15 protein-coding genes are annotated in these 22,492 nt (G+C 65.5%); 9 read left to right on the top strand and 6 right to left on the bottom strand.

The window, feature by feature from the left end; all coding sequences use genetic code 11:
- Positions 1-224: 224 nt before the first annotated feature.
- Positions 225-1,853, top strand: a complete 1,629-nt coding sequence (locus N4264_RS00260) for an alpha-glucosidase (protein ID WP_261697708.1) — start codon at positions 225-227, stop codon at positions 1,851-1,853.
- A gap of 69 nt (positions 1,854-1,922) precedes the next feature.
- Here N4264_RS00260 and N4264_RS00265 read toward each other — a convergent pair whose 3' ends face one another.
- Positions 1,923-2,441, bottom strand: a complete 519-nt coding sequence (locus tag N4264_RS00265) for a hypothetical protein (protein ID WP_261695083.1) — start codon at positions 2,439-2,441, stop codon at positions 1,923-1,925.
- A gap of 141 nt (positions 2,442-2,582) precedes the next feature.
- On the opposite strand from N4264_RS00265, the gene N4264_RS00270 reads away from it, so the two are divergent.
- A complete protein-coding gene (locus N4264_RS00270; protein WP_261695084.1) occupies positions 2,583-5,315 on the top strand; it encodes a serine/threonine-protein kinase in 2,733 nt (910 codons plus the stop codon).
- 4 nt (positions 5,316-5,319) lie between these two features.
- On the opposite strand, the gene N4264_RS00275 is transcribed toward N4264_RS00270, so the two are convergent.
- A complete protein-coding gene (locus N4264_RS00275) occupies positions 5,320-5,886 on the bottom strand; it encodes a helix-turn-helix domain-containing protein (protein WP_261695085.1) in 567 nt (188 codons plus the stop codon).
- Between the two features lie 273 nt (positions 5,887-6,159).
- On the opposite strand from N4264_RS00275, the gene N4264_RS00280 reads away from it, so the two are divergent.
- Positions 6,160-7,392, top strand: a complete 1,233-nt coding sequence (locus tag N4264_RS00280; protein ID WP_261695086.1) for a M24 family metallopeptidase — start codon at positions 6,160-6,162, stop codon at positions 7,390-7,392.
- A 44-nt stretch (positions 7,393-7,436) separates the two neighbouring features.
- Here N4264_RS00280 and aceK read toward each other — a convergent pair whose 3' ends face one another.
- Complete coding sequence (gene aceK, locus N4264_RS00285; RefSeq protein ID WP_261695087.1) at positions 7,437-9,158, bottom strand: bifunctional isocitrate dehydrogenase kinase/phosphatase; 1,722 nt, start codon at positions 9,156-9,158, stop codon at positions 7,437-7,439.
- Between the two features lie 121 nt (positions 9,159-9,279).
- Here aceK and N4264_RS00290 point away from each other — a divergent pair, with 121 nt between their 5' ends.
- From N4264_RS00290 to N4264_RS00300, 3 genes are read left to right on the top strand one after another with little or no spacing between them, the layout of a single operon-like run.
- The gene (locus tag N4264_RS00290; protein WP_261695088.1) at positions 9,280-10,665 is read left to right on the top strand and encodes a 3' terminal RNA ribose 2'-O-methyltransferase Hen1; all 1,386 of its coding nucleotides are present in this window, start codon (positions 9,280-9,282) and stop codon (positions 10,663-10,665) included.
- A complete protein-coding gene (locus tag N4264_RS00295; RefSeq protein ID WP_261695089.1) occupies positions 10,662-11,444 on the top strand; it encodes an AAA family ATPase in 783 nt (260 codons plus the stop codon). The genes N4264_RS00290 and N4264_RS00295 overlap by 4 nt, the downstream gene beginning before the upstream one ends.
- Positions 11,375-13,201 carry a polynucleotide kinase-phosphatase gene (locus tag N4264_RS00300; protein WP_261695090.1) on the top strand — a complete coding sequence of 609 codons (1,827 nt, stop codon included), beginning with the start codon at positions 11,375-11,377 and terminating at the stop codon, positions 13,199-13,201. The genes N4264_RS00295 and N4264_RS00300 overlap by 70 nt, the downstream gene beginning before the upstream one ends.
- A gap of 77 nt (positions 13,202-13,278) precedes the next feature.
- Here the strand turns inward: N4264_RS00300 and icd are convergent, their stop codons facing one another.
- Positions 13,279-14,577 carry an NADP-dependent isocitrate dehydrogenase gene (gene icd / locus N4264_RS00305; protein WP_261695091.1) on the bottom strand — a complete coding sequence of 433 codons (1,299 nt, stop codon included), beginning with the start codon at positions 14,575-14,577 and terminating at the stop codon, positions 13,279-13,281.
- Positions 14,578-14,754: 177 nt separating this feature from the next.
- On the opposite strand from icd, the gene N4264_RS00310 reads away from it, so the two are divergent.
- Entirely contained in the window at positions 14,755-15,174 is a 420-nt protein-coding gene (locus N4264_RS00310) for a hypothetical protein (protein WP_261695092.1), read from the top strand.
- An 8-nt stretch (positions 15,175-15,182) separates the two neighbouring features.
- Here N4264_RS00310 and N4264_RS00315 read toward each other — a convergent pair whose 3' ends face one another.
- Positions 15,183-15,677 carry a YybH family protein gene (locus N4264_RS00315; protein WP_261695093.1) on the bottom strand — a complete coding sequence of 165 codons (495 nt, stop codon included), beginning with the start codon at positions 15,675-15,677 and terminating at the stop codon, positions 15,183-15,185.
- A 275-nt stretch (positions 15,678-15,952) separates the two neighbouring features.
- Between N4264_RS00315 and N4264_RS00320 the strand changes: the two genes are divergently transcribed.
- Positions 15,953-16,897, top strand: a complete 945-nt coding sequence (locus N4264_RS00320; protein WP_261695094.1) for a phosphate/phosphite/phosphonate ABC transporter substrate-binding protein — start codon at positions 15,953-15,955, stop codon at positions 16,895-16,897.
- 359 nt (positions 16,898-17,256) lie between these two features.
- Positions 17,257-18,216 (top strand): transposase, encoded by a 960-nt coding sequence (locus tag N4264_RS00325; RefSeq protein WP_261695095.1) that lies wholly within the window; start codon positions 17,257-17,259, stop codon positions 18,214-18,216.
- 509 nt (positions 18,217-18,725) lie between these two features.
- Here N4264_RS00325 and N4264_RS00330 read toward each other — a convergent pair.
- Positions 18,726-22,433 carry a reprolysin-like metallopeptidase gene (locus N4264_RS00330; RefSeq protein WP_261695096.1) on the bottom strand — a complete coding sequence of 1,236 codons (3,708 nt, stop codon included), beginning with the start codon at positions 22,431-22,433 and terminating at the stop codon, positions 18,726-18,728.
- Between the last annotated feature and the right edge of the window lie 59 nt (positions 22,434-22,492).

Here is a 22,492-nt window from a genome sequence, read left to right on the forward strand (position 1 = left end):
CACGGCGTCGCCACCGTCCGCTGTGATGCGCTCGCGGTTGCCTTGCGGCCCCTGCTTGCGTGTACGAAATGACGCGTAGTTTGCCATGAATTCGTGGCGCCGGACGGAAAGGCCAATCCACGCCCGCCGCCCCGATCGGAGCCATGAATACGATTTCAGAAACCTTTGCGGTGGCGGACCTGCGGGTATCCTCAGCGCCTCATCGAGGTATTGAATCCCTGCCCATGAATTCGCCGGACTGGTGGCGCGGCGCCATCATCTACCAGATCTATCCGCGCAGCTTCCAGGATGCCAACGGCGACGGCGTGGGCGACCTGCGTGGCATCACGCAACGGCTGGACTATGTCGCAAGCCTCGGCGTGGACGCCATCTGGATTTCCCCGTTCTTCAAATCGCCGATGCATGACTTCGGCTACGACATCGCCGACTACCGCGCCGTCGATCCACTCTTCGGCACGCTGGCCGATTTCGACACGTTGCTCGAACGGGCACATGCGCTGGGACTGAAAGTCATCATCGACCAGGTGCTCAGCCATACCTCTGCCGAACACCCCTGGTTCCTGGAAAGCCGCGAGGACCGTCTCAACCCGCGCGCCGACTGGTACGTCTGGGCCGACGCACGCGCGGATGGCTCGCCACCGAACAACTGGCTGTCGATCTTCGGGGGCGTGGCATGGCAATGGGAGCCGCGGCGGGGCCAGTACTACCTGCACAATTTCCTGGCATCCCAGCCCGACCTGAATTTCCACCACCCGGATGTGCGACGCGCCACGCTCGAGAACGTGCGCTTCTGGCTGGAACGCGGCGTCGACGGACTGCGCCTGGATGCGATCAACTTCTGCTTCCACGACCGGCTGCTGCGCGACAATCCGCCCAAGCCGGCCAGCGAACGCAGCGGCCGCGGCTTTGGCGTGGACAATCCCTACGCGTTCCAGTACCACTGGTATAACAATACGCAAACGGAAAATATTGCTTTTCTGGCGGAACTGCGCGCCCTGATGGACGCGTTTCCCGGCACCGTGACCCTGGGCGAGATCTCCGCGGAGGATTCGATCGCCACCATGGCCGAGTACACCCGCCATGGCCGTCTGCACATGGGCTACAGCTTCGAGCTGCTCACCGAGGATGGATCGCCCGGCTATATCCGAAGCACCGTCGAACGCCTCGAAGCGCAGATGGACGAGGGCTGGCCATGCTGGGCGATCTCCAATCACGACGTGGCACGCGTCGCCAGCCGCTGGCACGGCGATGCCACCAGTCACGCGCGTGCCGCGCAGCTGACGGCGTTGGCCGCATCCCTGCGTGGATCCGTCTGCGTCTACCAGGGCGAAGAGCTGGGCCTGACGGAGGCGGAGCTGCCCTACGAGGCCATCCGTGATCCCTATGGCAGGGCGTTCTGGCCGCGGTTCAAGGGTCGTGACGGCTGTCGCACGCCCATGGTGTGGGATGACAGTGAAGACGCCGGCTTCACCGCGGCCCAACCGTGGTTGCCGATTCCCGCAGCGCACCGCGAACGCAATGTGGCGCGGCAACTGGCCAGTGCGGACTCCACGCTGCGGCGCCTTCGCCGTTTCTTGCGCTTCCGCTCCGGCCAGCCGGCATTGCGCACCGGGGCCATCACCTTCGTGCCCACGCCAGCCCCCGTGATCATGTTCTATCGCCGCAGCGCGCAGCAGACGCTGCTGGTGGCGTTCAACCTGTCGGCGCAGAGCCAGTCTGTCGTACTGCCCGGCGGCGACATAACAGGGCACCGCGGCGATCACGGCCTCGACGATGGTGTGGTGACAGATGGCGTGTTGCAGCTGCCTGCGCACGGCGCGTGGTTTGGCGAATGCGGTTCGCTACCCGTGTAGTAGCGTCGACATGACCGCGTGCGCGAGTGGATGCCGTCGGTGTAGCTGTTTAGCCTGCAGTACGTAAAATCATCCCTGCATCTGCGCCAGCGCGAAAAGAAGAAACGCGGCGATGGCGGTATCCATCGGTACCGGCTTCATCGTGGCGTGTCCCTGGGTGAATACGGGCTGCGACACTTCCGCGACGCGGTGTCCCGCCAGTAGCAGATCCGACCGGGGCGCCAGCTTGCCGCGCGGACGAAGGACGAACGCCACGGCGGCCACCTCCAGCGTCAGTTTCACGCTGTCATCGTTCGCCCGAAGCGACCAGTCCCGGCTTACCCGGGCCAGGCACTGTCCATCCTCGTGCAGCGAATAGCGCCGGCTCAGACGCGCGGCCTCGTAGATCGTGCGCAGCAGGCTGCGACCTTCGCGCGCGGCATCCGCGCCCCGGTCGTTGCGCAACAACAGCCGCCGCTCACCGAGGTACAGCCCTGATTCGCAGGGCGTCGACAACGGGCGGATCTCACCGATCTGCCCGGCCTCGCTGCGGATCACGGCTGTAGTGACAGCATCCTCGACGAGGGTGACAGTCAGCGAGGAAAGCATGCACGGTGCTCCGGCATCGGGGGCGCGGATTATAGACAGGCCACGGCACTTGATCGGATGCCGCCATTGCGCCTTTGATAGCGCGCAACGGGTGTTTCGTCGCCCGGGCGCGGCGGGTAGGCGGGCATCACGAGGCCAGCGATGGGTGAACAGGAACGGTGGGCGCACGTACGGGTGTTGTTTGACCAGGCGGTCGAGCTGTCGGGGCCTGCCCGCGACGACTTCATCCGCATCCACTGCAATAGCGACCTCGCCCTGGAGGCCGAGCTCAGAGCCCTGCTCGACGCCGATGTGGGCACCCAGGACGCGCACGGGCTGCGCCACGCCACGCCAGCGAACTACGCCGCCATCGCCGACCGCACCGATGAGGCAGCCATTCACGCCCGCATCGGTCAGCAGCTGGGCGCCTACCGGCTGGAAAGCGTGCTCGGCGTGGGTGGCATGGGCGCCGTGTACCGGGCGGTTCGTACTGACGGGCAGTTTGACCGTGCTGTCGCCATCAAGCTGATCCGGCGTGCACTGGCCGCCGCAGATCTGATGGCACGCTTTGCGGTCGAGCGCGCGGTGCTCGCGCAGCTCGATCATCCCCATATCGCCCGCCTGCTCGATGCCGGCATGAGCGCGGCCGGCGAGCCGTATCTCGTGCTGGAGCTGGTCGACGGCACGCCGCTGCACAGCTATTGCGACACGCACCAGCTGGATATCGATGCGCGGCTGGACCTGTTCCTTTCCGTCGCCGGCGCAGTCGAACATGCACACCAGCGGCTGGTCGTGCACCGGGATCTCAAGCCCTCGAATATTCTCGTCACCACGGACGGCCAGGCCAAGCTGCTGGATTTCGGCATCGCCAAGCTGCTACAGGCCGGCACGGCGACATCCCACGACACCGCTGCTACCGCCGAGCGCCTGCTCACGCCCGACTACGCCTCGCCCGAACAACTGCGTGGCGAGGCCGTCACCACCGTGACAGACGTCTACCTGCTGGGCATCGTCCTGTATGAGCTGCTCACCGGCCATCGCCTCTGCCAGGAGCGTTCGCACAGCCTCTATGAACGCGAGCAGTGGCTGGCGACCGGTGCGATCGTGCGGCCGAGCCAGCGTGTGCTCGCGGCCGATGACGCGGATGCCGTCGCGGCGCGACGCGGGCTCTCGCCGGCCCGCCTGTCACGCCGGCTGCGCGGTGACCTGGATGCCATCGTTCTCAAGGCCTTGCGCCCGGAAGCCGGCCAGCGCTACGCCTCCGTCGCTGCGATGGCCGACGACCTCCGCGCACACCGGCAGGCTCGTCCGGTACTGGCCCGGCGCGGCGGCTGGCGCTATCGCGCGGCGCGGTTTCTGCGCCGGCACGCACTGGCCAGCGCCCTGGCCGCAGCCACTGCAGCGGCGCTGGTGCTGGGTCTGGGCACAGCGCTCTGGCAGGCGGAAAACGCGCGGCGCGAAGCCGTCACCAGCCGGCAGGCGGTGGCCTTCCTGGTGGAAGCCTTCCGCCTGTCCGATCCGGAAAATACCCGGGGCGACACGGTCACCGCGCAGGAAATCCTGCAGCGGGGTGCCGAGCGGATCGGTCGCAGCTTGCAGGAGGCACCCCAGGCTCGCTTCACCCTGCAGATGGCGCTGGCCGAATCGTTCCTGGGGCTGGGGCTGCCCAAGCAGGCCATTCCACTGGCCGCCGACGCCGTGGCGCTGCAGGAGTCACTGCCCGGTCAGGACGCGACGGAACTGGGCCGCGCCCTGGTCCTGCTCGATGTCGCCCGCGGCAACGCTGGCGAACCACGCGACAACCTCGCCCTCGCCGACCGGGCCCTCGCGCTGGAGTACCCGGATACTGAGGCCGGGCAGGAGCAGCTCGTTCGCGCACAAATGCACAAAGCGACGCGACTGGCCTCGCTCACCCGCTACGACGACGCCGAACCCCTGTATCGTGCCGCGTTCCAACGCCAGCTCGCCTTGCGCGGCAAGCGCAATCCCGAGGACCTGATCACCTTCTCCGCCCTGCTCAACGGCACCGGCCGCAGCCGTGAGGCGGAAACCTTCCTGCGCGAGGCCGTCGCGACGCTGCGCGCCGATCCGGACCCGCATCCCCACGCGCTCGCATCGACGCTCGCTTCGCTGGGCACCAACCTGACGCGGCAACAACGAGCGGAGGAATCGGTCCCACTCTACGAGGAAGCGCTGGCGCTGAAGACGGCCGTATTCGGTGAGAAACACCCGAGCACCCTGATCACCATGGGCAACCTCGGGCGCGTCATGGTCGATCTGGAACGACCAGAAGCGGAAGCACTGCTGCGCAAGGCCATTGCGCTCAGTACCGAGGTGCGCGGGGCCGGGCATCCGAATACAGCAGCGTCGCAAGCCGCACTGGCGCGCTTTCTGGCCGATAGCGGACGCGCCGCGGAGGCGCTGCCGCTGTGGATGGCCGCACTTGCCAGCGCCGAGAAGGCCTTCGGCAGTCGCGATGGCGCAACCGGCATCAGTGCGGTCGGCCTGGGGCGCGCCTACCTGGCACTGGGCCGAGCCGGCGACGCCGAGCCGGTCCTGCGCAAGGCCGTGACCATCTACGAAGCCCTGGGACGGCACGGCGAGGAGCGGCTGGCCCGGGCCCGCGTGGAGTGGACGCGGGCGCAGCTGGAAATAGGCGCGCCGCCGGTTGACTGCGCCACCGTGGAGGATGCCTGGCACCGTCTGGAACGCATGGCGCATCCGGATGCCGTCGCCGTGGCCTACGCCAGTGCGGTTGCGGCGACGTGCCGCCTCCGGCGTGATCCCGGCGATCGCGATGCCCGCCAGTGGCGGGATCAGGCACGCACCGTGCTCAGTCAATCCTCACGCAGGGCCGTGCTGGAAAAGACGTACGTCGGTGCGGGCCCGCCGTAGCGCCTCAGACCGTTGCACCCGCGTCGTCGAAGATCCGCATCGTGCCGACGGAGATCACCTCGGTGACATCCTGGGCAATGTTGGCGACGCTGTGCGGCTGATGCGCATCAAAATGCAGGGAATCACCCACCGCAAGGTCATAGCGCGTGCCGGCCACGACGTAGCGCGCCTGGCCGCTGAGAACGTATACAAATTCATCGCCATCGTGCGACACCTCTTCGGAGGTGTAGCCGACCGGCATCGTCATCTTCACCGCATTGATCTGGTGACCCGGGAAGCGGCTGGAGAGCCGTTCATAGGTCTGGCGCTGGCTGCCCACCGCATAGCGCTGGCGCTGGCCCTGGTGCGAATCGGGCGCATCCTGCGAGGGTTGCTCCAGCAGCGCGCGCATCGGCACATTCAGCGCCTTGGCGATGTTGGCCAGGGACGAAATCGAAATGCCGGTGAGGTTGCGTTCGGCCTGGGACAGGAAACCCACGGAGACGCCGGCGGCGCTGGCGACATCGAGCAACGTCTTCTTGGCTTCGCGACGATAGCGCCGCAGGCGCTCGCCGATGTGCGGGTGGGACATCGCTGGGTTCCTCGCGGGCAAGGGTCGATTGTATGGCGCGGCGGCGTCCGATCCGCAGCCCTGGCCATGGAAATTCAAACGAACGACCGACTGTGATCCGGACGCCGCCCGACTCGCGCCGGTCGCCGATTTTAGCATCGCTTAAATGTCGGGTTGACACGCTATTTAAGTCCGACTAAAAAATGGCGCTCACCGGACGGACGGCGCACTATCGCCATCCCTCCGTCGTGGCGGACACGGGCCGGCCGCCTCCCCCTTTCTCCAGGAGCGCATATGACGATCGGTGTCGGCGGCAAGAGCCGCGAAGAAGCCTTGGCCAGCCTTTCCAACCGGATGGCGGGCGCCGTGCCCATTGGCCGTGAGGAGTACGAAGCGCGCATCGCGCGGGCCCAGGCGCTGATGCGCGACCAGGGCATCGCCGCGATCTACATCAACGCCGGCGCCAACCTGGCCTACTTCACCGGCACGAAATGGAAGGCCAGCGAGCGCATGGTCGGCGCCATCCTGCCTGCGAGCGGCGCACTCGAATACATCGCGCCGGCGTTCGAGGTCGGCACGCTCAATGACTTCATGGTCGTAAAGGGCACCATCAATGCCTGGCACGAACATGAAAGCCCCTACCAGCTTTTCCTCGACGCCCTTGCCCGCATGGGCGTGCGGCCGAACGGCCAGACGCCGCGCATCGGCATCTGCGAAAGCGCTGCATTCTTCATCTTCGATGGCATCCGCCAGCTTGCCGCCGGCTACGAGTTCGTCAACGCCAGCGCGGTGACGGCGCCCTGCCGCATGCGCAAGTCGCGCAATGAAATCGCCCTGATGCAGCGCGCGCATGACATCACGCTGGAAGTCCACCGCGCCGCGGCCAGCATGCTCCACGCGGGCATCACCACGACCGAAGTGGAAGAATTCATTCAGCTGGCGCATCGCCGGTCGGGCGCTTCCGGGTCGTATTTCTGCATCGTGCTGTTCGGCGCTGCCACGCAGTTCCCGCACGGCGTGAAAGATCCGCAGGTGCTCAAGGACGGCGACATGGTGCTGATCGATACCGGCTGCCTGGTGCACGGCTACATGTCCGACATCACCCGCACCTATGTGTTCGGCACGCCCACCGAGCGCCAGCGCTCGGTCTGGAACAGCGAGAAGGCCGCCCAGGCCGCCGCCTTCGCGAAGGCGCAGCTGGGCGTCCCGTGCAAGGACGTGGACGCCGAAGCACGGCGATCCCTGGCCGCCGACGGCTTCAGCGCCAACTACGACCTGCCCGGCCTGCCGCATCGCACCGGCCATGGCATCGGCCTGGACATTCACGAATGGCCCTACCTGGTCGGCAGCGACACCACGCCGCTGGACGTCGGCATGTGCTTCAGCAATGAGCCGATGATCTGCGTGCCGGGCGAATTCGGCATCCGCCATGAGGATCACTTCTACATGACGGAAGACGGCCCGCGCTGGTTCACCCAGCCGGCGCACTCGATCGACGATCCGTTCGGGCTCGCCGTCGCGAAGTGATGCCGGATACGTGGCCTGTAACGGCATATGGCCGTTACAGGCCGCTACAGCTGCGTTCCCAGCATGACCTGCGTCTCCAGCCGCGTCGATTCCGGGTAGGGCGGCACGTCAGGCCGCTCGCCCTGGGACAGCTGGCGCTGCAGGTCCAGCCACCAGCGCACGTCAAAAATATCGCCATGCACCTGCCGGAGCAGCGCCAGGTGGTCCTCGCGCAGGCCGAGGAAGCGCGGGAACTGCTCCGGAAAGACGTCGTGCGGGCCGACGTACATGGCCTCGCCATGGGGGCGTCCCTCGTCGTCGTCGTCCGGCATCGCGCGGAACCGGCATTGCTCGACCAGGCAGAGTTCGTCGTAGTCGTAGAAGATGGCCCGGCCGTTGCGCGTGATACCGAAATTCTTCAGCAACAGGTCACCCGGAAACACATTGCTGCGCGCCAGATCCTTGATCGATTGGCCGTAGTCGAGCACGGCGCGCCGCACCAGGTCCGCCTCGGCCTCGCGGATGTAGAGATTCAGCGGGCGCAGACGGCGTTCGATGTAGCAGTGGGAAATCACCAGGTCCGTGCCGTCGACATAGGCGCTCTCCCGGCATTCGGCGAGGATTTCCGCCAGCAACGGGGCATCGAAGCGCATTTTTGGAAAACGCAGGAAGCGGAACTCCTGCGCATCCACCAGGCGCCCGGCGCGATCGTGGTGGAAGACCAGGCGGTACTTCGCCATCACCTCGTCACGCACGGATTCCTTCGGAAACGCAAAGCGGTCGCGGATCAGCTTGAACACGAGTGGATACGACGGCAGCGTAAAGACCAGCATCACCATGCCGCGCTCGCCCTCGGCGTGAATCAACGGCTCATCCGGATCGCGCGCCATATGGCGGAAAAAGTGGCGGAAACGCTCCGTCTTGCCCTGCTTGGCCCGTCCCAGCACGGTATACAGCTCGTCGATCGGCTTTGACGGCAACAGCGTGCGCAGGAACACCACCGCATCGCCGACGGTCGCCAGGTCGGCGTGGAAATAGCTGCGCGCATAGCCGAATACCTGCGCCACGTGCTCGCGCTCGGTCAGCACCGCGTCGGCACGGATCCCACCCGGTTCATTCACCAGCGCGATCACCAGCGGTGCGATGCGGTCCACACCGAAGACCCGCCCCACCAGGTAGGCGCGACGCTCCCGGTAGAACACGGTCTCCATCAGTTCAATCGCGCGTACCGGGTCGCTGCCCCAGTGCTCCAGGCGCCGCGAAATCGCTTCCGCGATCCGCATAGCGCACAGGCCGGCATGGGCATAGGCCGTCGCGAACGGGTAGTCGTCCAGCACCGCCTGGCAGACGCGCGCCAGGTTGCTCCACACTGCGTAGCTGTGCCGGCTGACCGGATGCGTGATGCGGTCCGTCGGCTCGATGTCCAGCGCGACGAACTCAATGGCGGCATCGACGCCGCGAATGCGGAAGAAACGGCGCGTCAGCGTGTTGAACCAGGTTTTGTACAGTTCCTGGTCCAGGAGGTTGCCGATGGTGACGGCATAGGCGTCGCGAATGAGTCGCCATTGCTGGCGATCGGCAAGGCTCTCGCCCAGCAGGGCCTCGATCCGCCCGGCCATCTCGCCGATGCAGACGTCATAGAGTTCGATGCGTTCCACCGCGTCCGCACCGGCGCCGTTCCAGTCGCGATTCTCGAATCGCCGCTGCGCGCGCTGGGTGATGGATCGGAAACGGGCGTGGTAGTCGTCAAATCCGGCGCGCAGCGCCTGGGCAGCTTCCTGGTGCATGGACGATGCGGTCTCCGGCAAGGCCGGCCCGCAGTATTACCCAGGCCGGGGCTGCGCCGTAAAGCCGTAGTGGGGTGCCGCCTGCGGTGCGATACTGGGTCGTTCCCCACCGCCGACACTCATGCTGATCACCATAGCGACCCGCCATTCTCCGGCCACCGACCTGGGCTACCTGCTCTCCAAGCACCCGGACCGTCTCAACCAGTTCGAGCTCGCCTTCGGCAAGGCCAGCGTATTCTTTCCGCACGCCAGTCACGACTATTGCCAGGTGTGCCTGCTGCTCGAGATCGATCCCGTCAGCCTGGTCCGCGGCAGCACCAACGAAGGTGGACCTCTTGCCCAGTACGTCAACGACCGCCCATATGCCGCATCGTCATTCCTGGCCGTGGCCCTGGCGCGGGTGTTCAGCACCGCGATGAACGGCGAGTGCAAGGGTCGCCCCGAACTGGCGGCCACGGAGATTGCCTTCGAGATCGACGTCCCCGTACTGCGCAGCCGCACCGGCGAGGCCGCCATCCGCCGCTGCTTCGAACCGCTGGGCTACACCGTTCACGCCGACGCGCTGGGCGAAACGCCCGTGAACGATTCCCCTGCATCGTATTTCCGCCTCCGCATGACCGGTACGCAACGCATCAGCGCGCTGCTGCAGCACCTGTACGTGTTGCTGCCGGCCATCGACGGCGACAAGCACTACTACATCGGCAATGACGAAGTGGACAAGCTGCTGGCCAAGGCCTCCGGCTGGCTGCCGTCCCATCCAGAGCGCGAATGGATCACCCAGCGCTTCCTCAAGCGCCAGCGTTCCCTGGTGCGCGCGGCACTGGCGCAACTGCTCGAATCGGACGAAGACGACGTCGAGACGCAGGAACAGACGCGCGAAGCCCGTGAAGAAGGCATCGAGCGTCCCCTGAGTCTCAATGAGCAGCGCATCGGTACCGTACTGGCCACGCTGCGGGCCGTCGGTGCCGGCAGCGTGCTTGACCTGGGCTGCGGCGAAGGCCGCCTGCTGGAGGCCCTGCTCGACGATTCCCGCTTCACCCGCATTGCCGGCGCAGACGTATCACTGCGCGTACTCGAGCGCGCCGCCGATCGCCTCAAGCTCGAACGCATGGCGCCGCGCAAGCGCGAGCGGTTGTCCCTGTGGCAGGGCTCCCTCACCTACCGGGACGCGCGTTTCGCGGGGTTCGATGCCGCCTGCGCCGTGGAAGTGATCGAGCACATGGACCTGCCGCGACTGGATGCTTTCGAGAGCGTCGTGTTCGCGCACGCACGGCCGTCAACCGTCGTGATCACCACGCCCAATCGCGAGTACAACGTGAAATTCGAAACGCTGCCCGCCGGCCAGATGCGCCACCCCGACCACCGCTTCGAATGGGATCGGGAAACGTTCCGCCACTGGGCCGGGTGCGTCGCGCAGCGGCATGGCTATCACGTCGAATTCCTGCCGATCGGCGCGGATGATCCGGTCGTCGGAGCACCGACCCAGATGGGAGTGTTCCGCCGATGAACGTCAAGATTCCCCAACTGTCGCTGGTCGCCCTGGTGGGCGCGTCGGGCAGTGGCAAGTCGAGTTTCGCACGCCGTCACTTTGCGCCTACCGAAGTGCTTTCCTCTGACGTGTGCCGCGGCTGGGTCTGCGACGACGAGAATGACCAGTCCGCCTCGGCCGATGCCTTCGAGGTGCTCTACACGATTGCGCGCAAGCGCCTGGCCGCGGGTCGCCTGACCGTGGTCGACGCCACCCATGTTCGCGCCGAGGACCGCAAGCAGCTGGTGGCGCTCGCGCGCGAGTATCACGTCCTGCCGGTTGCTCTGGTGTTCGATCTGCCCGAATCCGTCTGCCACGAGCGCAACGCCGCGCGACCGGGCCGTCAGTTTGGTTCCCATGTCGTCCGACAGCAGACCCAGGCCATGCACCGCGGGCTGCGCGGACTGGCGAAGGAAGGGTTCCGTCACGTACATATCTTCAAGAGCGTGGCCGATGTCGACGCGGCAACGATCACGCGCGAGAAACTGTGGAACGACCGGCGCGACGACACCGGTCCGTTCGACATCATCGGCGACGTGCACGGCTGCTACGCGGAACTGTGCACACTGCTGGAAAAGCTCGGCTATTGCATCGAAGGCACCCGCCAAGCGCCTGAAGTGACGCCTCCCCGGGTCGCCGCGCGCTTTTCCTCGGGGACCTGGTCGATCGCGGCCCCGATTCGCCCGGCGTGCTGCGCCTGGTCATGCACATGGTTGGCGCCGGCACGGCGCTGTGCGTGCCCGGCAATCACGACATGAAGCTGATGCGCAAGCTCAACGGCAAGGACGTGCGCATCACCCACGGCCTGGCGGAAACGCTGGCGCAGCTGGAACACGAACCGGCGGAATTTGCCGACGCCGTGCGCCGCTTCGTCGACGGCCTGGTCAGTCATCTGGTGCTCGACGAGGGCCGGCTGGTGGTGGCGCACGCCGGCATGAAGGAATCCATGCAGGGTCGCGGATCTGCCGCCGTGCGCGAGTTCGCCCTGTACGGCGAGAGTACCGGCGAAACCGACGAGTACGGCCTGCCCGTGCGCTATGACTGGGCGCGCGACTACCGCGGCAAGGCCATGGTGATCTATGGACACACGCCAGTGCCGCAGGCCGAATGGGTCAACCGGACGCTGTGCATTGATACCGGCTGCGTCTTCGGCGGCGAGCTGACCGCGTTGCGCTATCCGGAGAGGGAGCTGGTTTCCGTGCCTGCGCAGAAGGTGTGGTACGAACCTGTCCGTCCACTCGCGGCGGAACCCGCGGCACCGCAGCGCGAGCTGACCTTGCTCGACTACGACGACGTCGGTGGCAAACGCGTGGTGAACACGCGCATTTTCCATAAAGTCACCGTCCGCGAGGAAAATGCCGCGGCCGCGCTGGAAGTGATGAGCCGGTTCGCGGTCGATCCGCGCTGGCTCGTCTACCTGCCGCCGACCATGGCGCCCCCCGAAGCCGCTCCGGACGGTGACTCGCTGGAGCGCCCGGAAGAGGTATTCGCGTACTACCGGCACGAAGGCGTCGGTCACGTCGTGTGCCAGGAAAAACACATGGGATCGCGGGCTGTGATCGTGCTGTGCCGCGACGAGTCGGTAGCCCGTCGGCGCTTCGGTATTGGCGGCGACGGCCGCGGCGTGATCTACACCCGCAGCGGCCGCCGCTTCTTCGAAGACGGTACGCTTGAACAGGCTTTGCTCGATCGTATCGACACCGCGATGGATCGATCCGGCCTGTGGGACGCGCTACAGACCGACTGGATCGTGCTCGATGCCGAACTCATGCCCTGGTCGGCCAAGGCGCAGGAGTTGTTGCGTGCGCAGTACGCACCGACGGGCATCGCCGGTTGCGCCGCCCTTTCCGTGGCCGATACTCTCCTCGCCGAAGCCGGACGACGCCTGCCGGAGATTGACGCGCTGCACACATCTGTACGCGAACGGCGGGATGCCGTCGAACGGTACGTGACGGCCTATCGCCGCTACTGCTGGACGGTCAACGGCATTGACGATCTACGCCTGGCGCCGTTCCACATTCTCGCGACGGAGAACTCCGTCGGGCTGGCCCGCGACCATCGTTGGCAGATGGAAACGCTCGCCACGCTCTGCGCCACCGATCCCGGCTTGCTAAACGTCACGCAGCATCGTTTCGTGGACCTGGCAGACCCCGCCAGCGTCGATGCGGCGGCGCAATGGTGGCTGGCGCTCACCGCCGCAGGCGGCGAAGGTATGGTGGTCAAGCCGGTGGACGCGATTGCCCGCGGCCGTCGCGGCCTGGTCCAGCCCGCACTCAAATGCCGTGGCCGCGAGTACCTGCGCATCATCTATGGCCCCGAGTACACGGATCCGAAGCAGCTGGAGCGACTGCGTCATCGACGCGTCGCGGCCAAGCGGTCGCTCGCCATCCGCGAATTTGCGCTGGGGATCGAAGCCCTGCACCGGTTTACGGAGGCAGAGCCGCTCTACCGCGTGCACGAGTGCGTGTTCAGCGTCCTGGCGCTGGAAAGCGAGCCGGTGGATGCGCGACTCTGACGCCGGCACAGGACCAGATACGAAGAAGGGCTGCCGAAGCAGCCCTTCTGGTCACAGCAGGCGTAACTGGCGAACGATCAGAGTGCCTTGATCAGCTCGTCGGCGAATTCCGAGCACTTGATCTCCTTGGCGCCGTCCATGAGACGGGCAAAGTCGTACGTGACGGTCTTGTTGCCGATGGCCTTGTCCATGGCGCCGATGATCGCGTCGGCCGCTTCGGTCCAGCCCATGTAACGCAGCATCATTTCGCCCGAGAGGATGACCGAGCCCGGGTTGACCTTGTCGAGATTCGCGTACTTCGGCGCCGTACCGTGGGTGGCTTCGAACACCGCATGGCCCGTGACGTAGTTGATGTTGCCGCCCGGCGCAATGCCGATGCCGCCGACTTGCGCGGCCAGGGCGTCGGAGAGGTAGTCGCCGTTGAGGTTGAGCGTGGCGATGACGTCGAATTCGTCCGGACGCGTGAGCACCTGCTGCAGCGTGATGTCGGCAATGGCGTCCTTGATGAGGACCTTGCCCTTGGCCAGCTCAGCCTTCTGCTCGGCGTTGGCCTCGGCCTCGCCCTTGGCAGCCTTGGTGCGCTCCCACTGTTCCCAGGTGTAGACCTGGTCGCCGAACTCTCGCTCGGCCAGGGCATAGCCCCAGTTGCGGAACGCGCCTTCGGTGAATTTCATGATGTTGCCCTTGTGCACAAGGGTGACCGAACGGCGCTTGTTGATGACGGCGTATTCGATCGCGGCGCGGATCAGTCGCTCGGAACCATCCTTGGAAACCGGCTTGATGCCGATGCCAGAGGTTTCCGGGAAGCGGATCTTGCCGAACGCCTTCGGGAAGGCTTCCTTGAGCAGCGCCTGGAACTTGGCGTTTTCTTCCGAACCGGCTTCGAACTCGATGCCGGCGTAAATGTCTTCGCAATTCTCGCGGAAGATCACCATGTCGACCTTGTCCGGCGACTTCACCGGCGAGGGCACGCCCTTGAACCAGCGCACCGGGCGCAGGCAGACGTAGAGGTCGAGCATCTGGCGCAGGGCGACGTTCAGCGAGCGGATGCCACCGCCGACCGGCGTGGTCAGCGGGCCCTTGATCGAGACGAGGTAGTCGCGGCACGCCTGGACCGTGGAGTCAGGCAGCCAGGTGCCGTACTGGTTGTTGGACTTCTCGCCGGCGTAGATCTCCATCCAGTGGATCTTGCGCTGCCCGCCATAGGCTTTCTCCACCGCCGCATCAAATACGCGGACCGAGGCGCGCCAGATATCGGCACCCGTGCCATCGCCTTCGATGAAGGGGATAATCGGGTTGTTGGGGACGTTCAACTTGCCGTTTTCGATCGTGATCTTGGCGCCACCGGCGGGGGCGGTGAGAATGGGCTCGGCCATGCGTTGCTCCAGACGAAGAGGTGGCAGCAGGCGCTGCCAGATGGGTAAGCGGGGTATTTTCCCCATTGGCCGGCACGGCGTCCATCGCTGGCGCTGCCGCGGCGCGCAACGGTACTGCCGGCAGCCGTTCGACAACCGGCAGATCCGGCCGCCCGGCGCAGCCCCGGGAACTGCACCATGACCGGACAAATCCCCGGGCCCGACACCTATGCCGTCACCACCGAGCCACGGCGGGACTACCTGCGCGTCGTGATGAGTGGCGTACGCAGCACGGTCGAGGCCAGCATCGAGGCCTGGCGCGAGATCGGCCGCCAGGTTCAGGCACACGGGGCCCGGCGCGTGCTGGTCGTGAGCAAGCTCAGCGGCCCGCTGCCGACGCCAGCGCAGCAGCTACAGATTCTCCACGCCCTGATCGGCGCAGGTTTTGAAGGGGTCCGCACCGCCTTCGTGCTGGACGATGTGGTCAATGTCGTTGCGCTGGAGTTCGGCGAGATCATCGCGCGCGAACTGGGACAGGAATCGCGGGTTTTCGGCTCCGAATCGGTCGCCGAGCTATGGCTGCGCCATGGCGAGGCCAGCAGCGACTACGATCGCTGATCGTGTCATCAGCTCGCGCCACCGCCCGCCTCCGCTGGCCGCACATGGGCGCGAGAGGCCTTCAGGCGCCAGCCGGTGCCGTCCTTCACGGCGATAGTGTGGTTGATGAACTGCCGGACCAGGATCCGTTCTCCCGACGGAAGCAGTCGCTCCAGGCGGACGTCGTTGTCGGTCAGCACAAGGTCCGGCGCCAACGCCTGCCATCGCACAATGCGCGTCACGTGGCGCAAATCATCGGACATCGCCGAGAACGACTTCTGAAAATAGATCTCAATGGCGTCGCGCAAAACCACCGTCTCGCGACCGGCAATTTGAAGGGTTGCATCGGTGGCGAACAGGGCGCTCAATCCTTGTGCGTCACGGGCATCCCAGCGGCGGTCGGTTTCGGCGGCCAGCTCGCGCAGCGCCTGTTCCAGCGTGTTGGTCGACGAACCGGCTGCCGCGGGGCGCGTTGCCACGAAGAGCATGATCAGCGCAACGAGGCAGGCCAGCAGGCGGTTCATGGCAACTCCGGACCCCAGTGATGGAAGCGTGACATTACGTCGACAGCGCCCGCCGGGCCAGGCCGGATGCGTTGAACCGAAGCAATTGCGTGCCGGGTCGAATCATCTTTCCGTGTGCTACGTACGTAGTAGCGAAATTGTGCGCGACCACGCCTCGCCCACTCGACGAAAGTCGAAATCAGTGCGGCCGGCCGGAACTCGTCTGCTGGGCGCTGTGGCCGCACAATACCGGCGCGACAGATCGTGTCGATCAAAGCAGTCCACAGGGGATATCCATGATGACGTCAATCGACCGCCTGCTTTTCCGGACCCGCGCGCTTCGTCGGCAACTGGTCCGCCTGGCGGTCGCCGGTGTGGCTGCCTGCCTTCCGTTCATGGCGCAAGGCGAGGAGCCGGCGGTCGTTGTAGCCACCTACCACTACGCCCGATACGACCGCGCCGCGGCGTTGCAACCCCTCGCCCGACACCTGGCGGACACGCTCGGCCGCCCCGTAACCGTGCACGTTTCCGACTCGCCACGGGCACTGGCCCGATCCATGGCGGAAGGCAGCGTCGACATCGCCATCACAAATACGTTCGTTCATCTTGCCACTCGCGCACTGTCCACGCTCAAGCCCGTGGCCGTGTTCGACGTCCCGCAGCACACGCTGGAGCGATATCGCGGCGTCTTGATTGGCCGGAAAGACGGTCCAGTGACCCACGCGTCGGACCTTGCCAACGCCAAGCCCGGCATCCGCTACGTTCAGACGATTCCCGGCTCGACATCCGGCGGCCTCGTGCAGGATCTCCACCTCGCCGCGATCGGTGCCGCCCACCCTTTCGGCCAACCCACCTACGCCGGCACGCACGAGGCAGTTCTGGAGCAGGTCCGCCAGGCACAGGCCGACCTCGGCGCATTGGCCGAACCGCCGTGGCAGAAATGGCAAGCGGAGAACTCCGCCGTCGCCACAGAAATCGTGGAACTGTGGCGTTCTCCACCTATTCCGCCAGGCCCTGTTGTCTGCCGTACGGACGCCGCCATCGATTGCACCGCCGTTGCAGATACGCTCCTGGCCCTGGACAAGGCAAACCCCGCCGCCCTGGCGGCGCTGACCGCCGCGTGGTCCGAAGCCAGCGGTACGACCCGGCTGCGTCCTGTCGATGAATCGGCGTATGACGCACTGGTGGCCCGATTCCGCGACGCTCAGCGGATGAAGGCGGTACTGGAGCAGTTGTTGTAGGGGACCGGGTGACGGTTCAGGCGTGGTGCGCATTTCGATGGCGCGGATGGAGCCAGGCATCGTAGGCAGACGGTGCGTAGTGGCACATGGGGCCAGGCATCGATTGGCTGGGCATCGATTGGCTGCCAGGCGTCGGTCGATGAAGGAGGGGTTGGTGCCAGGCATCGATTCGGGAACAGGGCACCGCGGAAGCGAGTTGTCCGGGCGCTTTCCATGGCGCCGGTGCATCGTTAGACGGTGACAGACATCAGTCCCCTTCCGTCCGAAGAAGTCGCGTAACGCTGCGAATCAGAAGATTCCGAGGCCACCCTCAGAATTTGGCCGATTCGCAACGCGACATGCGCTGCCACAGTGTCCGGATGAGGCAGCCCCGATACCAGCTTGTCAGCACATCAGAACGACGCTTTTATCATTGCGTCTCCCGTTGCGTACGTCGCGCCTACCTGTGCGGATTCGACACGGCAACCGGGCAATCTTTCGAGCATCGCCGTCAATGGGTCGAGGAGCGCCTTCTCGCACTGGCCGACATTTTCGCAGTCGGCATCTACGCCTACGCTGTGATGGAGAATCACGTCCACTTGGTCCTGATGGTGGATCCCGCCGTCGCAGCGACCTGGTCCGCCGAGACCGTGGCTGAACGTTGGGTGCGTCTGTGCCCCGTCCGGACAAACGGAAAGATCGACGCGGACGCATGCCGGATGCGTCAGGATCTCATCGCGTCCGATCCCGTACAGACCGCCGTCTATCGCCATCGCCTCGTCGACCTCGCCTGGTTCATGCGAAGCCTCAATGAACCCATTGCGCGACGGGCGAACAGCGAAGATGCCTGCACTGGCCATTTCTGGGAGAGCCGTTACAAATGCCAGGCGCTGCTCGATGACGCGGCGATCGTTGCCTGCATGACCTACGTCGATCTCAATCCGGTTCGTGCCGGAATCGCATCCGACCTTGCCTCATCGACACACACGTCGGTGACGCGTCGACTGCGTTCGGCACGGCCGGCAGGCCATGCACTGCGACCGATCCGCGGGATTCCCGCCAAGTCCTTTCCGATCACGACCATCGCATACATCGACCTGGTCGAATGGACAGGCCGCCAGTATCAGCCAGGCAAGCGCGGACGCATCAGCGAGGCACCGCCTTCCGCGCTGCGTCAGCTGGCGATCGACGAAGTCCAGTGGCGCCGGCAGGCCATGGCAGTTGAGTCCTGCTACTGGCGCGCCGTGGGTTCGATGCAGCGCTTGATCGATAAGGCACACGCCATTGGCCAGTCCTGGCTCAAGGGTACTGGTCGAGTCGCGCAGGCGAAGCGTTGCTGATCCTCGTGATCGTTCGGCACGCAGATTGAATTTCCCCCTGAACCCGGCCGCAAATCGAACAACAAGATCGGCACCAGATCGCCCCCCGGGCGACGCAGCTGCGGGTCCGACCGGTTTTCTGCAAGTCATCCAAGGCATCGCCACGAACGACGCGGGGCATCCGTCAGGGCCTACGCGAATAGTACCTGGCACCAACGTCGTTCATGCCTGGCACCAACCGCAATCTTGGCTGGCGCCGAATGCCTGGCTGGCACCGAATGCCTGGCTGGCGCCGAATGCCTGGCTGGCGCCGAATGCCTGGCTGGCGCCGAATGCCTGGCTGGCGCCGAATGCCTGGCTGGCACCGAATGCCGGCCACAATCCTGGCTAGCACCGAATGCACGGGTACCTAAAGCGCACCACCCGGAGCCGACAGTTCCATTGCTCCAGACGTCAAACGGCCGGAGCTTTCGCCCCGGCCGCTGGACAGGTGCCGCCGATTGCCCGGTATCCAGGGCGATTCGTCGGGTTTACGGGGTCGGATCGAAACCGTTGCGGAAGATCAGATCCGGGTCCACGCCGCACATGCCTGTACCGGTGGCACACACGGCCGGTGCAAAGCCGGCACTGAGGCGTGTACCCGGCGCGACACTGTTGGTGTTGTGTGAGTACGTGGTGAAGGTTGGACCGGTCGAGGCAGCCTGGACGCCAATCGTCGCCGCGGTACCGTTCGCCGCCGCCGCGTTGTTGTAGATCAGCTCGAATGCGTTCGAACCTTCGTGGAACAGCACGGCGAAGTTCACGGTGGTCGCCGCCGAGCTGACCAGCACGCCACGCCATTCGATCTTCAGGGTGCGATTGGGCGCGGTACCGGTGATATCGGTAAACACACCGGTGTTCGCAGGACGCGTGTCGAGATCGTCCCAGAACGCGAACAAGGTCGGAGCGGAAGCCGGGAAGCTCTGGCCGTTGTCGCCACCGCCGGCACCGGCCACCGGAAGCATGGCATTGCCCCAGGCGTTGGAACCATTCGGAGCGAACATCACGAATCCATTGGAGCTGATCGAGATCGTGCTGCCGCCGGTGACTGCCGTACCGTAGACCGAGAAGCTGAAGTCGGCCGGCAGCGTGAACGGTGCCACGACGTCGTCACCATTGCTGTTCGCCAGGAGCGTTCCGCCGGCAGGGATCGTCGCGCCAGTGCTGGAAGTGAACGCGTAATTGGTTCCCGCCGCCCGTCCAACGGGCAAGTTGTAGTTGAGCACCGTCGGCGAACCATTGCCGGCATAGGTAATGGTCTGAGTCAGCGCAATCGTGCTGAAGCAGGCCACGTTGCTGGCCGTGCTGATCTTGAAGGCCGTGCTGTTCATGCCCGTGCCACCCGGCACCACATCCGGATAATTCGAGCTCGCCTGCGTGATCGTCACGCCCGGCGTCGTCGTGCTCAAGGTGCTCGACACCGCCGTCGCGGTTCCGCCGCCACCGTTGTTGACGGACACCGTCGTGTCATTGCACTCGTTCGGTTCGATCAAATTGTTGCCCGTCGTGACCGCCGTGGTACCCAGGGTGAGCAGCGGATCGGGCACCGTCACCTGTGCAGTGAACTCATGCGTTTCCGTGCCACCGCAAGTGTCCGTGGCGCTGGCGCGGATCTTGTAGCTGCCGAACGTGGTGTTGGCATCTGTGGTCACCGTGACCGTACCGTTCGGCGCGATCGAAACCGTGCCACCGCCCGGCAAGGTCGTCGGCGAAACCGTGATGCCCACATAGTTGCTGTTGGCGTCGGCCGGAGCCTCTGTCGGCGCGACACTGCGCGTGACGTTTCGCGACAGGATCTGGTTGGCGTAGGTACCCAGCGTCGGCACCTGGTTGGCGCCGACATTGATATTTACCAGGGCCGAGGCCACCGCCCCCTGGCTGTCCGTCACTGTCACCAGGACCGGATACACCTTGTTCGCGTTGACGTTGGTCGGTGTCACCAGGCTGCATGCGGCCGTCGCCGTCAGGCTGATGTTGCCTCCGTTGTTGGCGACCGACACGCCCAGCTCCGGCGGCGCGCCGCTCACGCTGACCGAGAGATTGCCGGCGCCATCCTGCGTGTCGCTGACGGTCGCGACCGTCGCCGTCGCAGCCGGGCTGCCCTGGCGCGTGTTGACCGAGCCGGTGACGTTGATCGACGGTGCCGAGTTCACCGCCGAGGTGACTGCCAGATTGACGTCGGAGACGTCGAAGAAGATGTTGCCGACCGCTTCCACTTTGACGCGGGCCTGGGCTGTTGCCGGCGTGCTGGCAGGAATTGTCACCGTCGCCGAACCATTGTTCGGAACGCTGGCCGCCAGTTCGACCGGATGGGTGTAACCACCGTCGAGCGACAGCGTGATACGCACGTTGACCGTGCTGATCGGCGCGGCGTCGGTACTGGCCACGCTCCAGGTGACGGTCTGCTCGGAACCGGCGGCCCAGCTTACGGCGGTGTTCGGTGAGGTGACCGCGAATGGACCCGCCGTACTTACCACGCTCACGGCCGTGGAGGCTTCGTTCGTGCCGCCGGCACCGGCACGGTTGTCGCGAGCGGTAACGCGGAAATTCAACGTGCGGCTGGTAGTCGGCAAGGTTTCGCCTGTATAGACCAGCGGCGCATCGGTGCCCGGCAGGGCGGCGGTCGTCGGCGGAACGTTGGCGTTATTGAGGATGTAGCGCAGGCTTGGGAAGACACGAACGGGACTGTGCACCGGATCGAAACCGCGGAAGATCGGCCGCGTGCCGTCGTCCACGAGTGCACCACCGGTCGTTGCCGCGCCGAGGTTGAACTGCTCCCAGAGGTAGGTGAGCGTGTCGTTGTCTGCATCTGAGCCCGTAGCGGTCAGTGCGAATGGCGTGCGCGCGGGAATCGAGAAGGCAGCGGGCGTATTGACCACCGGCGGCGTGTTGCCGGTCGCCGTGGAGACGGCGCAGGCACCGCCGGAGCCGCCGATGAATCCGAGGATCGAGTTCAGGCTGGCGCGGTGGAAGTAGTCCTCGCTGTTGGGCTGAAGATTCTCCGCCCCGCAGATGCCGGCATAGGCCATGATGCTGACGCCGCTGCCACTCTCGTAGGCATTGGCGGGGCTGCGGTTGGCGCCGCCGCAGGAGCCGACCGAGCTGTTGAAGGTATGCGGGCCGCCGAACTGGTGCCCCATTTCATGGGCGACGTAGTCGACGTCGTAGGCGTCACCGGTCGGCGCGCCGGAACCGGTCACACCACGAGCCTTCGTGCTGGTGTTGCACACGGACTGGAGCGTCGCCAGGCCGCCGCCGCCGGTGCTGAAGATGTGGCCGACATCATAGTTGGCGTTGCCGATCACCGCGTCCACATTGGTCTGGTTCTCGCCGATCAGCGAACTGCCACTGGAATTGGTGTACGGATCGGTGTTGCCGTTGGTGTAGATGATCTGGTCGGTATTGCCGACCAGCACCATGCGGACAGCCAGCTCACGCTCGTAGACACCGTTGACGCGCGCCATCGTCGTGACCATGCCGGCCAGTGCGTCGGCGACGGTTCCACCGTGGAACTGCGTGTATTCACCCGTGGCGGCCAGCGCAAGGCGATAGGTGCGGAGCGTTCCGCCGGAGGAGACTTCCGGTACGGGCGACATCCCGGCATGCTCGGTTCCAACGAGCACGCCGTCGGTATCCGTCACCTCGCACCGAAGGTGCTTGCCGCTGACGGAATAGTCGCTGCGGGCGTAGGACACGTAGTGCGTCGTGTCCTTCTTCTGGTAAGGATCGATGTAGAACGCCCCGTCGGCCGACAGGATCTGGCCATGGAAGCCCTTCTGGGTAACGTCAAAACGCAACGTGGCCGTCGGGTCGGTGACGCCCTGTCCGATATACGTGTGGATATCGGGATACTTGCGCGCCAGCTCGGCGTCCATGATGGGCGATTCGACGACACGGAATTCGGCGAAGGTGCCGTCCGGCATCGGCAGCGTCATCTTGAACGGGCTGGACGTCACCGGCTGCTTTGACTCCAGTGGCGCCTGCGCCAGGCGTGCCTTGAGGCCGGCGGTATCCAGCGCCAGCGTGCGGTACGCGTTCGGCACGACGACGCGTTGCCCGTCGCGCGCGAAGCTGGCTTCCGCCACGTCCTGCCACAGACCGTCGCTCACCACCGATGGCGAAGCGCCGACGGCAAACGAATAGGTGCCAGCGCCGATTGCGGCGCAGGCGAGAATCCAGAAATGTTTAGTACGACCCAACACGTTCCCCTCCCAACCAATAGATGTGCGGCCCCAGCCGCGTCGTGGTCCGATCGGTC

The organism is Tahibacter amnicola, assembly GCF_025398735.1.
GTDB classification, from domain to species: Bacteria; Pseudomonadota; Gammaproteobacteria; order Xanthomonadales; family Rhodanobacteraceae; genus Tahibacter; species Tahibacter amnicola.

Excerpts from the sequence above, each read along its gene's own strand:
- icd (WP_261695091.1), bottom strand. The coding sequence starts at position 14,577 with ATGGCCGAGCCCATTCTCACCGCCCCCGCCGGTGGCGCCAAGATCACG.
- aceK (WP_261695087.1), bottom strand. The coding sequence starts at position 9,158 with ATGCACCAGGAAGCTGCCCAGGCGCTGCGCGCCGGATTTGACGACTAC.
- N4264_RS00275 (WP_261695085.1), bottom strand. The coding sequence starts at position 5,886 with ATGTCCCACCCGCACATCGGCGAGCGCCTGCGGCGCTATCGTCGCGAA.
- N4264_RS00290 (WP_261695088.1), top strand. The coding sequence starts at position 9,280 with ATGCTGATCACCATAGCGACCCGCCATTCTCCGGCCACCGACCTGGGC.
- N4264_RS00295 (WP_261695089.1), top strand. The coding sequence starts at position 10,662 with ATGAACGTCAAGATTCCCCAACTGTCGCTGGTCGCCCTGGTGGGCGCG.
- N4264_RS00280 (WP_261695086.1), top strand. The coding sequence starts at position 6,160 with ATGACGATCGGTGTCGGCGGCAAGAGCCGCGAAGAAGCCTTGGCCAGC.
- N4264_RS00265 (WP_261695083.1), bottom strand. The coding sequence starts at position 2,441 with ATGCTTTCCTCGCTGACTGTCACCCTCGTCGAGGATGCTGTCACTACA.
- N4264_RS00320 (WP_261695094.1), top strand. The coding sequence starts at position 15,953 with ATGATGACGTCAATCGACCGCCTGCTTTTCCGGACCCGCGCGCTTCGT.
- N4264_RS00310 (WP_261695092.1), top strand. The coding sequence starts at position 14,755 with ATGACCGGACAAATCCCCGGGCCCGACACCTATGCCGTCACCACCGAG.
- N4264_RS00315 (WP_261695093.1), bottom strand. The coding sequence starts at position 15,677 with ATGAACCGCCTGCTGGCCTGCCTCGTTGCGCTGATCATGCTCTTCGTG.
- N4264_RS00260 (WP_261697708.1), top strand. The coding sequence starts at position 225 with ATGAATTCGCCGGACTGGTGGCGCGGCGCCATCATCTACCAGATCTAT.
- N4264_RS00325 (WP_261695095.1), top strand. The coding sequence starts at position 17,257 with ATGAGGCAGCCCCGATACCAGCTTGTCAGCACATCAGAACGACGCTTT.
- N4264_RS00270 (WP_261695084.1), top strand. The coding sequence starts at position 2,583 with ATGGGTGAACAGGAACGGTGGGCGCACGTACGGGTGTTGTTTGACCAG.